15 protein-coding genes are annotated in these 15,405 nt (G+C 67.2%); 5 read left to right on the top strand and 10 right to left on the bottom strand.

What is annotated here, in order from left to right; all coding sequences use genetic code 11:
* Positions 1-38: 38 nt before the first annotated feature.
* Positions 39-1,352, top strand: a complete 1,314-nt coding sequence (locus BLQ28_RS09815) for an MFS transporter (RefSeq protein ID WP_093238713.1) — start codon at positions 39-41, stop codon at positions 1,350-1,352.
* A gap of 13 nt (positions 1,353-1,365) precedes the next feature.
* Here BLQ28_RS09815 and BLQ28_RS09810 read toward each other — a convergent pair whose 3' ends face one another.
* The 3 genes from BLQ28_RS09810 to BLQ28_RS09800 form a co-directional block, all read right to left on the bottom strand.
* The gene (locus tag BLQ28_RS09810) at positions 1,366-1,878 is read right to left on the bottom strand and encodes a P-loop nucleotide/nucleoside kinase family protein (protein ID WP_093238711.1); all 513 of its coding nucleotides are present in this window, start codon (positions 1,876-1,878) and stop codon (positions 1,366-1,368) included.
* 72 nt (positions 1,879-1,950) lie between these two features.
* Positions 1,951-2,466 (bottom strand): GNAT family N-acetyltransferase, encoded by a 516-nt coding sequence (locus BLQ28_RS09805; RefSeq protein WP_093238710.1) that lies wholly within the window; start codon positions 2,464-2,466, stop codon positions 1,951-1,953.
* An 84-nt stretch (positions 2,467-2,550) separates the two neighbouring features.
* Positions 2,551-3,015: an Lrp/AsnC family transcriptional regulator gene (locus BLQ28_RS09800; protein ID WP_093239431.1), complete on the bottom strand. Its 465-nt coding sequence runs from the start codon at positions 3,013-3,015 to the stop codon at positions 2,551-2,553.
* A gap of 152 nt (positions 3,016-3,167) precedes the next feature.
* Between BLQ28_RS09800 and BLQ28_RS09795 the strand changes: the two genes are divergently transcribed.
* The 4 genes from BLQ28_RS09795 to BLQ28_RS09780 all read left to right on the top strand — a co-directional run bounded on the left by BLQ28_RS09795 (position 3,168) and on the right by BLQ28_RS09780 (position 9,240).
* Entirely contained in the window at positions 3,168-5,438 is a 2,271-nt protein-coding gene (locus BLQ28_RS09795) for an aminotransferase class V-fold PLP-dependent enzyme (protein WP_093238709.1), read from the top strand.
* Between the two features lie 11 nt (positions 5,439-5,449).
* Positions 5,450-6,013, top strand: coding sequence for a DsbC family protein (locus BLQ28_RS09790; protein ID WP_093239430.1), 564 nt, complete (start codon positions 5,450-5,452; stop codon positions 6,011-6,013).
* A 61-nt stretch (positions 6,014-6,074) separates the two neighbouring features.
* Positions 6,075-6,959 (top strand): MBL fold metallo-hydrolase, encoded by an 885-nt coding sequence (locus tag BLQ28_RS09785; protein WP_093238707.1) that lies wholly within the window; start codon positions 6,075-6,077, stop codon positions 6,957-6,959.
* 202 nt (positions 6,960-7,161) lie between these two features.
* Positions 7,162-9,240, top strand: a complete 2,079-nt coding sequence (locus BLQ28_RS09780) for an OPT family oligopeptide transporter (protein ID WP_093238706.1) — start codon at positions 7,162-7,164, stop codon at positions 9,238-9,240.
* Between the two features lie 42 nt (positions 9,241-9,282).
* Here the strand turns inward: BLQ28_RS09780 and BLQ28_RS09775 are convergent, their stop codons facing one another.
* The 7 genes from BLQ28_RS09775 to BLQ28_RS09745 all read right to left on the bottom strand — a co-directional run bounded on the left by BLQ28_RS09775 (position 9,283) and on the right by BLQ28_RS09745 (position 15,391).
* Entirely contained in the window at positions 9,283-10,080 is a 798-nt protein-coding gene (locus tag BLQ28_RS09775) for a DUF1295 domain-containing protein (protein WP_093238704.1), read from the bottom strand.
* Entirely contained in the window at positions 10,077-11,120 is a 1,044-nt protein-coding gene (locus BLQ28_RS09770; RefSeq protein ID WP_093238703.1) for an SAM-dependent methyltransferase, read from the bottom strand. The genes BLQ28_RS09775 and BLQ28_RS09770 overlap by 4 nt, the downstream gene beginning before the upstream one ends.
* 168 nt (positions 11,121-11,288) lie before the next feature.
* Complete coding sequence (locus BLQ28_RS09765) at positions 11,289-11,774, bottom strand: SgcJ/EcaC family oxidoreductase (protein WP_093238701.1); 486 nt, start codon at positions 11,772-11,774, stop codon at positions 11,289-11,291.
* A gap of 163 nt (positions 11,775-11,937) precedes the next feature.
* Positions 11,938-12,621, bottom strand: coding sequence for a response regulator transcription factor (locus tag BLQ28_RS09760; protein WP_093238700.1), 684 nt, complete (start codon positions 12,619-12,621; stop codon positions 11,938-11,940).
* 9 nt (positions 12,622-12,630) lie between these two features.
* Positions 12,631-14,253: a sensor histidine kinase gene (locus BLQ28_RS09755; RefSeq protein ID WP_093238698.1), complete on the bottom strand. Its 1,623-nt coding sequence runs from the start codon at positions 14,251-14,253 to the stop codon at positions 12,631-12,633.
* Between the two features lie 89 nt (positions 14,254-14,342).
* Positions 14,343-15,134 (bottom strand): type I methionyl aminopeptidase, encoded by a 792-nt coding sequence (map, locus tag BLQ28_RS09750; protein ID WP_093238697.1) that lies wholly within the window; start codon positions 15,132-15,134, stop codon positions 14,343-14,345.
* Positions 15,134-15,391: a ParD-like family protein gene (locus BLQ28_RS09745; protein ID WP_093238695.1), complete on the bottom strand. Its 258-nt coding sequence runs from the start codon at positions 15,389-15,391 to the stop codon at positions 15,134-15,136. The genes map and BLQ28_RS09745 overlap by 1 nt, the downstream gene beginning before the upstream one ends.
* Between the last annotated feature and the right edge of the window lie 14 nt (positions 15,392-15,405).

The raw sequence follows: 15,405 nt of genomic DNA, 5'->3' as shown, positions 1-15,405 counted from the left end.
CGCAGAGGCCGCCACGACAAACCTCATTGGAGACAAACATGAGTGCAAGCGACGAGAAAGCGATTCGCAGGGTGGTGGCTTCGGCCCTGGTGGGCGCCACCATCGAGTGGTACGACTTCTTCCTGTACGGCGTGGTGGCCGGCATCGTGTTCAACAAGCTCTACTTCCCCGGCAGCGACCCGGTGGTGTCGACCTTGCTGGCCTACACGACCTTTGCCGTGGGCTTCGTCACGCGGCCGCTGGGCGGCGTGATCTTCGGCCACTTCGGCGACAAGATCGGCCGCAAGAGCATGCTCATCATCACGCTGATGATCATGGGCGTGGCCACCTTCCTGATTGGCCTCGTGCCCACCTACGCGCAGATCGGCATCGCGGCGCCGCTGCTGTTGCTGCTGCTTCGCATCGCGCAGGGCATCGGCCTGGGCGGCGAATGGGGCGGCGCGGTGCTGATGGCGTATGAGTACGCACCGAAGGAAAAGCGCGGCTTCTACGCCTCGCTGCCGCAGATCGGGCTGGCCATCGGCCTGTGCCTGGCCTCGGGCGTGGTGGCGCTGCTGTCGTCGCTGCTCACCGACGAGCAGTTCCTGGCCTGGGGCTGGCGCATCGCGTTCCTGATCTCGGGCGCGATGGTGGCGGTGGGCATGTACATCCGCCTGCACGTGCAGGAAACACCCGAATTCGCGGCCGTGAAGGCACGCAACGCCGAGCTGCGCATTCCCTTCATGGACATGCTGCGCCGCTACCCCGGCAACGTGCTCAAGGGCATGGGCGCGCGCTACATCGACGGCGTGTTCTTCAACATCTTCGGCGTGTTCTCGATCAACTACCTCACGGGCACGCTCAAGATCAGCCGCACCGAGGCGCTGCTCGGCGTGATGGCGGCGGCGGTGGTGATGATCTTCTTCATTCCCTTCTTCGGCCGCATGTCCGACCGGCTGGGGCGGCCGCGCGTCTACATGTGGGGCTCGCTCATCACGGCGGTGTCAGCCTTTCCCGGCTTCTGGCTGATGACGCACAGCGGCGGCAACGTGCTGCTGGTGTGGCTCGCGATCATCGTGCCCTTCGGCATTCTTTACGCGTCGGTGTACGGGCCCGAGGCCGCGCTGTTCTGCGACCTGTTCGACGCCAAGGTGCGCTACACGGGCATCAGCTTCGTCTACCAGTTCTCGGGCATCTTCGCCTCGGGCATCACGCCGATCATTGCGACCGCGCTGCTCAAGTCGGGCGGCGGCGAGCCGTGGCAGATCTGCCTGTACGTGCTGTTCGCGGGCGTGGTGTCGGCGGTGTGCGCGTGGATGATCGGGCGCAGCGCGTCGCCGGCCGATGCGCCGGTGGCCGTGCCCTCGCGCTGAGCCGGGCGGCCGCTTACCGGTTCGCGGTGTCGGGAACGAAAGTCACGTCGTACTCGCCGCATTCGAATTCGTCCGGCGCCTCCCACAGGGCGCTGGCCATATCGAAGACGTGGTCAGGCACGACCATCGAGAACGTCGGGCCCTTCTCGGCATTGCGTCGCCGCACGCGTTCGCGACGGACTTCGAGCGGCGCGTCCAGCACATGGACCGTGAACGCATGCCCCTCGGCCTGCATCCGCTCGCAGAACTCGGCCCGGCCCTGCCGCTGGATCAGGCCCAGCTCGAGGATCGCGTCCGTGCCCGACGCCAGCACACGGCCGGCATGGCGCCAGATGAGGTCGAGCAGCCGCGCCTTCCTGTCGATGTACCAGGGCACGAAGTCGCCGGCGGGCCGGTCGGGGCTGAACAGCGTGGCGAACCATTCATCGAGCGCGATGTGCACGCCCCCCGTCTGGCGCGCCAGGGCGGCCGCGTAGGTTGATTTGCCCGCACCGACGGGGCCTTCGATCAGATGGATTCTTGGCATGGAAGCTGAAGCGATTGATGCTGTCGCGATGTGACGATGGATGGATGGATGGATGTTCGATGGCGGCGACGGTCAGGGCTGCGGCACACCGTCGCGCACGCCGGCCAGCGCGCTCACCCCGGGTCCGGAGAGCCGGTAGCTGAGCCTGTCGACAACGCGTGCCGCGCCAAGGCTTTCGTAGAAGGCGATGCCCCTCGTGTTCGACGCCTTGACCGGCCAGTCGATGCGGCGGCAGCCATTCTCGAAGGCGTAACGGGCCATCCAGGCCATGAGCGCACGGCCGGCCCCATGGCTTCTGTCGGACGACCGCACGTACAGCTCCTTCAGCTGGCAGTGCCTGCGGTTGTCGGGGTCGAACTCGACCAGCGAATAGACCAGCGAGAAGGCGGCCAGCCCGCGCACCGCGCCGTCATCGCCCACCGCCACGGCCAGGCGCTGCGCCGAAGCGGGCGCCAGAAGATTCCGAAGAAGATGCTCCCGCACCGCCTCCCGCGATGCCACGGCGCCTTCGTTGTAGAAGGCATGCAACTCGCACAGCAGGTCGATCAGCGATTCGTGGCGGGCTTCGGAAACCAGTTCGACGTGCATGCGGTGTCCTTGGAAATGAAGGTGTGGCACAGGAGCGGGGACGGGCCGCAGCCGCGCGGCCATGAGCAGTCTCGACGCCGCCCCTCAATGCGGGATGTAGCCAAGCGGCAGTGCCGTCGTCTGCTTCAGCTCCTGCATGGCGAAGCTGGAGCTGACGTCATGCAGGTTCGTGCCTTCGGTCAGGCGCTTGTACACGGCGTCGTAGGCGGCAATGTCGGGCACCACCACGCGCAGGAGGTAATCGACGTCGCCGCTCATCCGGTAGAACTCGACCACTTCCGGAATGGCGTGGACCGTGGCCGTGAAGCGCTCGAACCATTCGCGCGTGTGCGTGCTGGTGCGCACCGACACGAACACCGTCACCGCGACGTTGACCTTCTGCGGATCGAGCAGGACCACCGAGCCCTTGATGACGCCCGCCTCTTTCAGGCGCTGGATGCGCCGCCAGCACGGCGTGGCCGACAGCCCGACCTGCTCGGCGATATGGGCCACCTGCTGCTCGGCGTTCCGCTGCAGGATATCGAGAATCTTGATATCTACGGAATCCAGTTTCATGAATCATCCAAAAATTAGCATGCCATTCTAATTTCAGAGAATCGAGGCATTCAAAAAGCACACAGCTGCCCGGCCTCGATCGGCAGACTCGTTCAGATGCGCGGCGCCCACACGGGCCCGCCCCTTCTTTCGCGGAAAACACCTGAATGGACATCTACCTCGACACCAACGCCACGACACCCGTGCTGCCTTGCGCCCGATCCGCCGCGCTTGCGGCCATGGCCGACGATTTCGGCAACCCCAGCAGCATCCACAGCACCGGCCTGCGGGCGCGCGCGCTGATGGACGCGGTGCGGGCCCGTGCCCGCCGCCTGCTCGGCGCCCCCACGGGGCAGCTGCTTTTTCTCAGCGGCGCCACCGAAGGCATCCAGACGGCGGTGCTCTCGGCACTGCGTTCGCTGCGCGGCCGGCAGGATGTGGACTGCCTGCTGTACGGCGCAACCGAGCACAAGGCGGTGCCCGAGGCGATCCGGCACTGGAACGAATTGCTGGGCCTGAACCTGCGCGTGCTGGCGATCCCGGTCAGCCCCGATGGCCGCCACGACCTGCAATGGCTGCGCGCGCACGCGGGCCGCGCCGGGCTGGTCTGCACCATGGCCGCGAACAACGAAACCGGCGTCGTCAGCGATCTCGACGGCATTGCGCAAGCATTGGACGCCAGCCCCGCGCTGTGGATGGTCGACAGCGTGCAGGCGCTGGGCAAGCTCGCGCTGCAACTGGAGACGCAACGCATCGACTACGCGCCCTTCTCCGGGCACAAGCTCTATGCGCCCAAGGGCATCGGCCTGCTGTACGTTCGCGAAGGCGCCCCGTTCACGCCGCTGATGGCGGGCGGCGGCCAGGAGGGCGCGCTGCGCTCGGGCACCGAGAACATGTCGGGCATCGCCGCCCTCGGCGCGGTGCTGGAGGCGCTCGAAGACGGCCACACCTTCAGGGACGCGCAGACGCTGGCGGGCTACCGCGACCGCATCGCCGCCGCGCTGAAGAGCGCGTTCCCCGGCATCGTGTTCAACGCGCCGTTCGCGTCGTGCCTGCCGACCACCCTCAACTTCTCCGTGCCCGGCCTGAGTTCGAGGCTGCTGCAAGACCTGTTCGACGCAGCCGACGTGCGGGTGAGCGGCGGCTCGGCCTGCAGCGCATCGAAGGCGATGCCGAGCCACGTGCTGGAAGCCATGAAGCTGCCCGCATGGCAGGCGGCCTCGGCCGTGCGGCTGTCGTTCGGTCCGGCCAGCGACGCGGGCTTCATCGACGAGGCCTGCGCGCGGATCGAAGCCTGCGGTGCCTCGCTGCGCGCCAGTTGCCTCAACACGCCCGCCGACGCAGTGCCTTCGGGCGACGTGCTCGACGGCCTGAAGCGTTTCGTGGTGAACGGCGCGTGCTGCTACCTGCTGGCCGACGCGGGCAGCCGGCGGTGCGTGGTCATCGATCCGCTGCCCGGGTTGACCGGGCGCATCGCGGAACTGCTGCGCTGCCAGGACTACGCGCTGGCCGCGGTGCTCCAGACGCACGGCCACGGCGATCACGTGGCCTCGGGCGCCGAACTGCGCGCTGCCCTGCCCGCACGGCTGCAGCCATCGGAAGAGGTCGATGCGCTCGGCTGGCCTGCAGATGCCGATGCGATCCGCCTCGGCACGCAGACGATCACCCGGCGGCCGATTCCGGGCCACGCCATGGACGCGACCGCCTACCTGCTGCACGACGCGCAGATGAACGTCCGACTGGCGTTCGTCGGCGATACCTTGATGCCCGACGCATGCGAGCAAAGCGATCTTGCGCAAGCTGCATCGCAGGCGCCCAGCTCATCGATGAATGAGCCCCGCACGCTGCTGCTTCCCGCGCACGATCACGACAACCGTTTCGCAAGCACCCTGGCCGCACAGCCACTGCTGGCGCAGGTTCTGCTCGGCCGCATGGACGCCGAGCGGCTCGCCGCAACGAAGGCCGAGCTTGAAAAGGATCTCACGCTCACCGAGTACCAGTCGCTGGCATCCAAGACGCCTCTCGACAGCGGCGACGACGGCCCCGGCCACGAGATGAGCGCCATCGAAGCGCGACGGCTGCTGCGCGAACATCCCGGCCTGGTGCTGGTGGACGTGCGCGAGCCGTACGAGCAGCGACTGAGCGAAGCGCCGCCGCTGGGCGCCGCCGCGCACCGCAAGGCGGTGCCGCTGTCGGAGCTGCTCGATGCGCTGCCCGCCTGGCTCGCCTTGCCGGCCACGACCCCGATACTGTTCTATTGCCGAAGCGGCAACCGCAGCGCCCAGGCGGCCAAGGTCTTGCGTCGCCTCGGGCACGTGCAGGCGTGGAGCCTGACGGGCGGCCTCGCACTCTGGCCCGCCGCGAGCGCAGCCGCAAAATCGAACGCCCCCGCGACCGCGATGGCAACTGCAACCGAACACCTCTCCCATTCATCTTGATCGACACAGCCATGACATTCGCACGCCGCCCTCTTCTTCTCGCCGGTTGCGCGCTCGCCATGTTCGCGTCCGCAGGCGCTTCGCACGCCCAGGCCGGCAACAAGAATCCGCTCGAGGGGCGCTTCCAGAAAATCGAGGGCTTCGCCTTCGACAAGCTGCCCCTGAACGACGCGATCAAGACCGTCCATGGCAACGGCAAGTACAGGCTGGCGGTTTTCTCCGACCCGAACTGCGGCCACTGCAAGCGCATCGACAAGGACCTGAAAGCGATCGGCAACGTCACGGTCTATGTGTTTCTCTACCCGGTGCTGGGTGCGGACTCGCTCGCCAAGGCGCGCGCCATCTGGTGCAGCGGCAACCGGCAGAAGGCCTGGTCGGACTGGATCGACAGCGGCACGGCACCCGCCGACGCGGCAACGGCCTGCAGCACGGACGGATTGCAGCGCGGCATCGACCTGGGCCGCCAGTACAAGGTCGAAGGCACGCCGACGCTGGTCTTCAGCGACGGCACGCGCGTGCCCGGCGCGATCCCGCCGCCGTGGATATCGACGCTGCTCGAGGCCTCCGTGAAATGACGGCCCGCTGGCGCTGCCCTCACACCGCAAGCGACGCGGCCGCACGGCCACGGGGGAGACGATGACCACTACCCAACGCATGAGCATCGAGGGCTTCCTCGACGCGTCCACGAGCACGATGAGCTATCTGCTCATCGACAGCCCGACGGGCCACTGCGCCATCATCGACAGCGTGCTCGAGTTCGACATGCGGTCGGGGCGCACCCACACCGCAGGCGCAGACCGCCTGATTGCGCGCGTGCGCGAACTGCGCCTGACGGTGGACTGGCTCCTCGAGAGCCACGTGCACGCCGACCACCTCTCCGCGGCGCCCTACCTCCAGCAGCACCTCGGAGGCAAGGTGGCCATCGGCGCCGGCATCCGCAAGGTACAGGGCGTGTTCGGTGCGCTCTTCAACGCAGGCGCCGAATTCGCGCCCGACGGCAGCCAGTTCGACAAGCTGCTCGCCGATGGCGAAGCATTCAGCATCGGCGGCCTGTCGGCACAGGCCATTCACACGCCGGGCCACACGCCGGCCTGCATGACCTACCTCGTCACCGATGGCACCGAAGCGGCCGCCTTCGTGGGCGACACGCTGTTCATGCCCGATTACGGAACCGCGCGATGCGACTTTCCGGGTGGCGATGCGCGCACGCTGTTCCGCTCGATCGCGAAGCTCCTGGCCCTGCCGCCGAACACCCGCCTCTACATGTGCCACGACTACCAGCCGGGTGGCCGCGAGTTCCAGTACATCAGCACCGTTGCCGAGCAGCGCGCAAAGAACATCCACGTGCGGGACGGCATCGGCGAAGACGAGTTCGTCGCGATGCGCACGGCGCGCGATGCCACCCTGCCGATGCCCGCGCTGATGCTGCCCTCGGTGCAAGTCAACATGCGCGCCGGCCACCTGCCCGAGCCGGAAGACAACGGCATCCGCTATCTGAAGATTCCGCTGAACGCGATCTGAGCGCCTGCGCCAGGGACGCAGGCGAGACAGAGGGAGAATCGACGCCCTGAAGCGGCAAACCGGATCGGTGCCGCTTCAGGGCGCGCAAGCGCGCAGAAACCAATCAGAAAACCAACAGGGCATCTCGCCCTGAGAGCCGGACAGCGCCCGGCGGGCCGAAAACCCGCAGCGCCTCATCCGGCCAGTGCATAGGGAACATCCAATGGCTCGAACCATCCGCATCCCGGCAGAAGTCACGCTACCGGAACTCACGTTCCGTGGCGTGCTGCTGGGCGCCTTGATCACCGTCATCTTCACGGCCTCCAACGTCTTCCTGGGGCTGAAAGTAGGACTGACGTTCTCATCGGCCATTCCGGCGGCGGTGATCTCCATGTCCGTGCTGCGCCTCTTCAAGAGCGCCAACATCCTCGAAAACAACATGGTGCAGACGCAGGCCTCTGCGGCGGGCACGCTGTCGTCGATCATCTTCGTGCTGCCCGCCCTGGTCGTGATGGGCCATTGGCAGGGCTTTCCGTTCTGGCAGACCTTCGGCATATGCGCCGCCGGCGGCATGCTCGGCGTGCTGTTCACGATTCCGTTGCGCAACGTGATGGTGGTGCAGAGCGACCTGCCCTACCCCGAAGGCGTGGCCGCGGCCGAGATCCTTCGGGTCGGCAGCGCCGAGCGCAACCAGGACGCGGGCGACAAGGCCACGTCGACACCGGCCGCGGCCAGCGGCATGGGCGACATCGTGAGCGGCGGCCTCATCGCGGCCGTGGTGAGCTTCTCTGCCAGCGGCCTGCGCGTGCTGGGCGAAGGCGTCAGCGGCTGGTTCAGCGTGGGCAGCGCGGTGTTCCGCCTGCCGATGGGCTTCTCGCTGGCGCTCCTGGGCGCGGGCTACCTGATCGGCATCGTGGCCGGGCTGGCCATGCTGACGGGGCTGGTCATTTCATGGGGCATCGCCGTGCCCATCCTCACATCGATGGGCCAGATGCCCGCCGGCCAATCGCTGGCGCAGTACGCCTCGGGCCTGTGGTCTTCGCAGGTGCGCTTCATCGGCGCGGGCGTGATCGCGGTGGGCGCGATCTGGACCCTGGCCACGCTGCTCGGGCCCCTGGCCAGTGGCCTCAAGGCTTCTTTTTCCGCGCTGACCCAATCGGGCGCAGCCCGCAACGGCGCCATTCCACGAACGGAACGCGACCTGTCGGCGGCATGGATCTCGATCGTGACGCTGGTGCTCGTGGCGATCCTGGTGTTCACCTTCCAGACCTTCCTGTCCGGCGCCGCGCTGTCCGCAGCCGCCATCTGGAAGCTGGTGGCCTATGCGGTGTTGTTCGCCTTCATCTTCGGCTTTCTGGTGGCTGCGGCTTGCGGCTACATGGCGGGCCTGGTGGGCTCTTCGACCAGCCCGATCTCGGGCGTGGGCATCGTGGCCATCGTGCTGGTCTCGCTGCTGATGCTGGTGCTGGGCGAAGAACTGCTGGAAGCGCAGAACGGCGTGCAGATGACGATCGCGCTGGCGATCTTCACGACCTCGGCGGTGGTGGCCGTGGCCTCGATCTCGAACGACAACCTGCAGGACCTGAAGACCGGCTGGCTGGTCGGTGCAACACCCTGGCGCCAGCAGGTGGCGCTGCTCATCGGCTGCGTGGTAGGTGCCGCCGTGATCTCGCCGGTGCTGGAGCTGCTGTACAACGCCTACGGCTTCGGCGACGCGATGCCCCGCGCGGGCATGGACCCGGCCCAGACCCTGTCGGCGCCGCAGGCCACGCTGATGCTGGCCATCTCTCGCGGCATCTTCACCCACCAGTTGAACTGGACCATGATCCTGATCGGCATGGCGACGGGCATCGGCCTGATCGTGGTAGATGCCATCATGAAGCGCACCTGCCGCGTGGCCCGCATCCCGGTGCTGGCCGTGGGCATCGGCATCTACCTGCCGCCGACCGTGGCCGCACCCATCGTGGTGGGCGCGCTCTTGGCCTGGGTGCTCGAGCGCGCGCTGCGCCGTCGCGCCGCGGCCGCCGGCCAGCCTTACGAAGCGTTCTCGGACGCGCCCAACCGCCGCGGTGTGCTGATCGCATCGGGCTTGATCGTGGGCGAAAGCCTCGTGGGCGTCCTGATGGCTGCGATCATCGGCGCCGCCGGTTCCGATGCCCCGCTGGCGCTCGTGAGCGAGGGCTTCACGCGCACGGCGTCGTTCCTGGGCCTTGCGGTCTTCGTGATGGTGGCGGTGTTCTTCTGGCGCCGCGTGATGCGCCTGGCCGATCCTCTTTCGGCGTCCAGCCAGGCGCGTCAGTAAAAAGCGTTGTGGCTGCGGGCAGCGCGGCCAGCGCCCTGCCCGTCACGGCGCCTTGCGCTTGCGCACCGGCCCCGGCAAGAAGGCGTTGGTGCGTGCGATGTATTCACGGTAGGCGGGCCGGCGCTCGCCGATGTCGCCTTCGAGCATCGCGACGCCCGAGACCTTCAGCAGCAGCCACGTCATGAGCAGCGGCGACACCACGCTCCACGCGCCTCCCCAGCCCGCACCGCTCATGGCGACAAGCCACAGCCCCCACCAGGCACAGGCTTCGCCGAAGTAGTTGGGGTGCCGCGTGTAGCGCCAGAGGCCACGCTCCATCACCTGCCCTTTGCTCGCGGGGGCGGCCCTGAAGCGGGCCATCTGCGCATCGCCGACCGCCTCGAAGAAGATGCCGAACAGCGCCAGCACCGCACCGAGCGCATCGAGCGCACCCATCGGCCGCGCCGCCATCATCCCCGCAAGGAACGGCGCGGAGACGACCCACGCCAGCACCGCCTGCAATGCGAACACGAGGTACAGGCTCCTGAAGCCGAAGTTCGGCTGGTTGCGCGCACGGATCGCCTGGTAGCGGCGGTCTTCGCCGTGCCCCCAGTTGCGCCAGGTGATGTACAGGCACAGCCGTACCGCCCACGCGGTGCCGAGCACGGCCATCCACAGGCCGCGCACCGTCTGCACCGGCAGCAGCACGAAATAGACGAGGCCGGCGCCCACGATGCAGACGGGCCACATGCGGTCGATCAGGCTGGCGTCTTGGCGCACGAGGCTGGCGATCCAGGTCAGGAACGCCAGCGATGCGGTCCATGCCAGGCCCGCCAGTGCCACGTCCATCAAGCCACTCATGCGCGGCGCTCGAAAAGGTAATGGCTGACCCACCAGCGCTGTCCGCCGTCGAAACCGAACAGCTCCGCCACCGACATGAAGAACAGGCGCCAGCGCGTCCACCACACCTGGGCCTCGGCACCGTAGGTGGCCTGGAACAGCGGGCGCAACGCGGCTCGGCGTTCGTCCATGTTGCGCAGCCAGGCCTCGGCCGTGCGCTGGTAATGGCGGCCTTCCCAGCGCCAGCGACGCAGCAGGCGCAGGTCGTCCTGGCAGTACAGGGCGAGGTCGTCGCTAGGCATCATCCCGCCCGAGAAGAAATACTTGCTCATCCAGTCGCTCGCATCGCGCACCTCGAAAGGGTACGGCGCCTCGCGATGCGCGAACACGTGCATGAAGAAGCGCCCGCCGGGCTTGAGCCAGCGCGCCACGTTCGCAAAGGCCTGTGGCCAGTTGCGCAGGTGCTCGAACATTTCGACGGACACGACGCGGTCGAAGCGCCCGTCGGTGTCGAACACGTTGATGTCGCGGGTCAGCACCCGCACATTGCCCAGCCCGCGCTGCGCCGCCTGTGCCTCGATGTACGCGCGCTGCGAATTCGAGTTGGACAGCGCCGTGATGCGGCTGCCCGGGTACTTCTCGGCCATCCAGAGCGTCAGCGAGCCCCAGCCGCAACCCAGCTCCAGCACGTCCTGCCCGTTGGACAGGCCGGCGCGCTCGCAGGTGGCGGCCAGCGCGGCGGCCTCGGCCTCTTCCAGCGTCCGCGTGCCTTCGGGCCAGTAGCAGCTGCTGTACTTGCGGTGGTTGCCCAGCACCTCGCCAAAGAAGTCGGCAGGAACCTCGTAGTGCTGCTCGTTGGCCTTCTCCGGCAGCGGCGCCACATGGGCCGCGCCCATGCTGGCGACGAAGTCCTGCGTCAGCTCGGCCACTGCCAGGGCGTTGCCGGCGTGCAATTCGGCGAGCCGCTCCTTGAGCAACCGGCGGATGCCCTGGCGGACCACGGCGTCCGGCACCAGCCCTTTCTCGACCCAACGAATGGCGAATGCGATGTCCTGCGGCATGACTGTTCCTCGGGCAAGGGCACGCCGGAGTGCGTGCCGTAGGCACTTGTACGCAGCGGGACGGGCTTTGGATGCGCCCGCCTGTCGATTTCCATGCCGGCCAGCCCGCTCGGACGGTGCGCCCGGCAGCCTGTGGGCAGCAGCGCCCCGCCGGCGCACGGCCGCAGCTTACTTGCGCGCAACCACTTCAGGCATGGCCGACGAGTGATGGTGCGCGATCAGCCATTGGCCGTTCACCCACTCGTAGATGTACGTGTAGCGGGCATGCACGCTCTTGCCATCCTTGAATTTGAAGGTGTACGTACCGACGTCCTGTGCCACGTTGCAACCGATCTTGATGATGCGCTGGTCGATCGTGCCCTGCGGCGCGCTCTTCAGGAACTTGACGAAGTAGTCGTGGATTTCCGTCGGGTTCGTGCGCGGCTTGTTCGACACGGTCGGCAGCAGCACGCCGTCCACCGCGTAGTTGGCAACGACCTTGTCGGGGTCCAGCGTGCGCAGCGAATCGTTCCAGCGGTCGAACAGCGCCGCGATCTGCGGTTCGGTGGCGGGTGCGCAGATCCCTGCGGCCGGTGCCTGGGCGAAGGCGGACGTGGAGATGGCGAGGGCCGCCGCCGTCGTGGCGGACATAGAAAGCGTACGGAGCACATTCATGGAGTTTTCCTTTTGCAATGAGAGGTCGATCACCGGCTTTTTTCCGGTGCTGCGCCCGTTGAAGAGGCAGGACTTCATTGTTCGATTGCGCCATGAACACCACCGGTTGCCCGCCATGAAGCGGGCATGACGCAGGCATGAACAACAGATGAACCGCAGCGCCTCAGGCGGGCGCCGCGTCCAGCCGATAGCCCAGGCCGCGCACCGTCTTGAGCAGCGGCACCGGATGGCCGTCGTCGATCTTGGCGCGCAGCCGGCGCACGTAGACATCGACGATGTTCGTCAGCGGGTCTTCGTTGGTGCCCCAGACGTTCGACAGGATGCGCTCGCGGCTGTAGACACGGCCCGGTGCGGCCATCAACAGTTCGAGGAACGCCAGCTCCTTGGCCGTGAGCGGCACGGGCTTGCCGGCGCGCGTGACCTCCATCCGCTCCCGGTCGAGAACGAGGTCCGCCACCTGCAGCGAGGCGGCCCTGGGCCGCTGCTCCCGGCCACGGCGAAGCAGGGCCTCGATGCGCGCCAGCAACTCCTCGAACGCGAAAGGCTTGGTGAGGTAGTCGTCGGCGCCCAGGCGCAGGCCGCTGACCTTGTCCTCCGTGTTGCTCAGCGCGGTGAGCATCAGCACAGGCACCTGCCGGCCCTCGGCGCGCAGTGTCTGGCAAAGCTCCAGGCCGCTGAGGCCGGGGAGCATCAGGTCGAGCAGCAGCAATGACAGATCACTGTCGCGGGCAAGGGCCAGGCCCTCGGGCCCGGTGCGCGCAAGTTGGACACGGTAGCCCTCGGCGCTCAGGCCGCGCAGCAGAAAGTCGGCGACACGGGCATCGTCTTCCACCACCAGGATGTTCATGTTTTCGATTCAGGATGCGAGGGTTGGACCATGGCTGCAAGGCAGTTCGATGCGAACCGTGGTGCCTTGCAACGGGATGCTGTCAATGTCGATGCGGCCGTTGTGGGCGCGCACGATGGCCTGCGCGATCGACAGCCCGATGCCTGTGCCGTCGGCCCGATGCACACGTGCACGGCGGCCGCGAACGAAGCGCTCGAACACCTTCGGCAGCTCGTCCGCATCGATGCCGATGCCCTCGTCGGCCACGATCACCTGCACGCGTTGGTCTTGCAGATGCCAACTCATCCGCACCGTCGTGTCGTTGCGCGAATAGCGCACCGCGTTGTCGAGCACGATCACCAAGGCCTGCCGCAAACGATCGGCATCGGCTTCGAGCATGACCGTGGGCAAGCCGACGCCAGGGCCTTCGAGCCGGACACGAACGTTCTGCCGCGCGCCCAGCGTATCGGCCATTTCAGCGGCTTCGCCCAGCAGTTCCGACAGATCGACCGCGCCGAACCGCATCGCAAGTTGATCGGCCTCGGCCTTGGCGACCAGAAGAAGGTCGTCGATCACGCCGGCGAGTTGCTTCACGCCACCCACGATGCGTGTCAGCGTCTCCCGGTATTCGGCCGGCGGCCTGTCGGCGCCGCGCAGGGCGATCTCTGCCTCTCCGCGAATCGCTGTGGCGGGCGTGCGGAGTTCGTGGCTGAGATCGGCGAGAAGCTGTCGGCGGCGCAGGTCGACCTGCTGCAGCGTCTCGTGCGCGGCACTCAGTTCGCTGGTGCGCTCCAGGACGGCATCTTCGAGCCGCCGGCGCGCGGCATCGGCGTCGAGCCGGTGCCGCTGCAGTTCGGCGGCCATGGCATTGAAGTGCTCGGCGACGCGGTCGAACTCGTCGCGCGAACCCAGCGCGATCCGGTGGCCAAGTGCGCCGGCACGCAGCGCCTGCGTGCCTTCGAGCAGGCGGTCCAATGGCCGCTGCAGCCGCCGGTTCAGGTACAGCGCCAGCACGACGGCAGCGGCCAGCGTCAGCACGGCCAGGCCGATGGTCTGCAGGCGCAACTGGTCCAGGCCGCGCTCGGTCGCGGCACGGGCCACCGGCATCGCATTGCGCTGCCGTTCGATGGCGCCGTTGATCAGCTCACGCAGATCGCGGCCGCGCGCCTTGTCGAACACCTCGTTCAGCTCCTGCCAGACGCTGGCGAATTCGGCGCCGCGCTCCAGCGGGACCAGCTTCAGCAAGCGCGCGCGGACCGCAGCGATGTTGTCGTTGAGCAGGTCGCTGACGGCCACGAGCTGATCGACCTCTGGCGGTATCGGAACGCCTTCGCGGTGGGCAATGCTTTCCCACAAGGAACGATCGCGGCGCGCGAGCTGCCTGAGCGTCTCCGTGCTCGCCTGCATGCGCGCCAACTGGCTGTCGCGCACATCGGGCGAGGCGTTGGCGTCCATCAGCTGCTGCGACGCCCAGACACGCAGCCTTTGCTTGCTGGCGGAAAGCTCCAGCAGCTCCGCCAGGATGTCGCTGGCCAGCCGGCTGTGCTGGGCGTAGTCGTTGACCCGGTTCGACCCCCAATAGACAAAGCCCGCCTGCATGCAAACCAGTGCGACAAGGACGGCAAATGCGAGTGACAGGCGCAGGCGGAACATGAGAAGGCACTGTAGCGGGGCAACGCGGGCCGACGCATGAACAACAGATTAAAAGCGGACCAAGGATCAGGCCCCGCCCCAGCCCGGTATCAAACCGGCGCGTAAGTGCCCGTGCCTCCCGGCCAGCGCGTCAGCACCTCGTACCCCTCGGGCGTGACCGCCACCATGTGCTCCCACTGGGCAGACAGCGACCTGTCCTTCGTCACGACCGTCCACCCGTCGGCCAACTGCCTCGTTTCGCGTGAGCCCGCATTGAGCATCGGCTCGATGGTGAAGACCATTCCCGCCTCCAGCGTGAGCCCTTCCCCGCGCCGCCCGTAGTGCAGGACATTCGGCTCATCGTGGTAGATCTGGCCGATGCCATGGCCGCAGTATTCGCGCACCACGCTGAAACGCTCGCGCTGCGCCACCGACTGGATCGCATGGCCGATATCGCCCAGGGTCGCCCCAGGCTTGACCTGGTGGATGCCGGCCAGCAGCGCCTCGTACGTCGTCTCCACCAGCCGCCGGGCCAGCACACTGGGGACGCCGACGAAGTACATGCGGCTGGTGTCGCCGAACCAGCCGTCCTTGATGACGGCAACGTCGATGTTGACGATGTCGCCCTTCTTCAGGATCTTGTCGGGCGAAGGGATGCCGTGGCACACCACCTGGTTGACCGACGTGAGGATGGTCTTCGGATACCCCTGGTACCCCACGTTCGCTGGAATGGCGCCCTGCACATTCACGATGTGGTCGTGGCAGATGCGGTCGAGCATCTCCGTGCTCGCCCCCGGCACGACATACGGCGCGACCATGTCGAGAACCTCCGCGGCAAGCCCGCCGGCACGCCGCGCCATCTCGATGTCTTCCGCGGACTTGATGGAGACGCTGCGAGCCATCAGCTTTTTCCGGCTGAAGATGCGCGGGCCCTGCCGGAAGGTTGGGCCGTGGCAGCCGCTGCGATGTCCAGCCCTCCCGACAGTTCAGCCTGTATCAGCAGCTGGCAGATTTCCCGGTGATCCAGCTCCGGATGCATTTCGGTCAGCATGCCGACCCGCATCCAGTGCTCTGCCTGTGCATTGATGGACCTGCTGAGCGCATTCCCCGCCACGCGCAGGTTCTCGTGCATCAGGTCTGAAATTTTGACGATACCCATCGCGGCTACTCCAT

This window comes from Variovorax sp. EL159, assembly GCF_900100965.1.
In the GTDB taxonomy this organism is placed as follows: Bacteria; Pseudomonadota; Gammaproteobacteria; order Burkholderiales; family Burkholderiaceae_C; genus Variovorax.
Note: the sequence above shows the minus strand (reverse complement) of the source record. Positions and strands in the feature narration are given on the sequence as shown.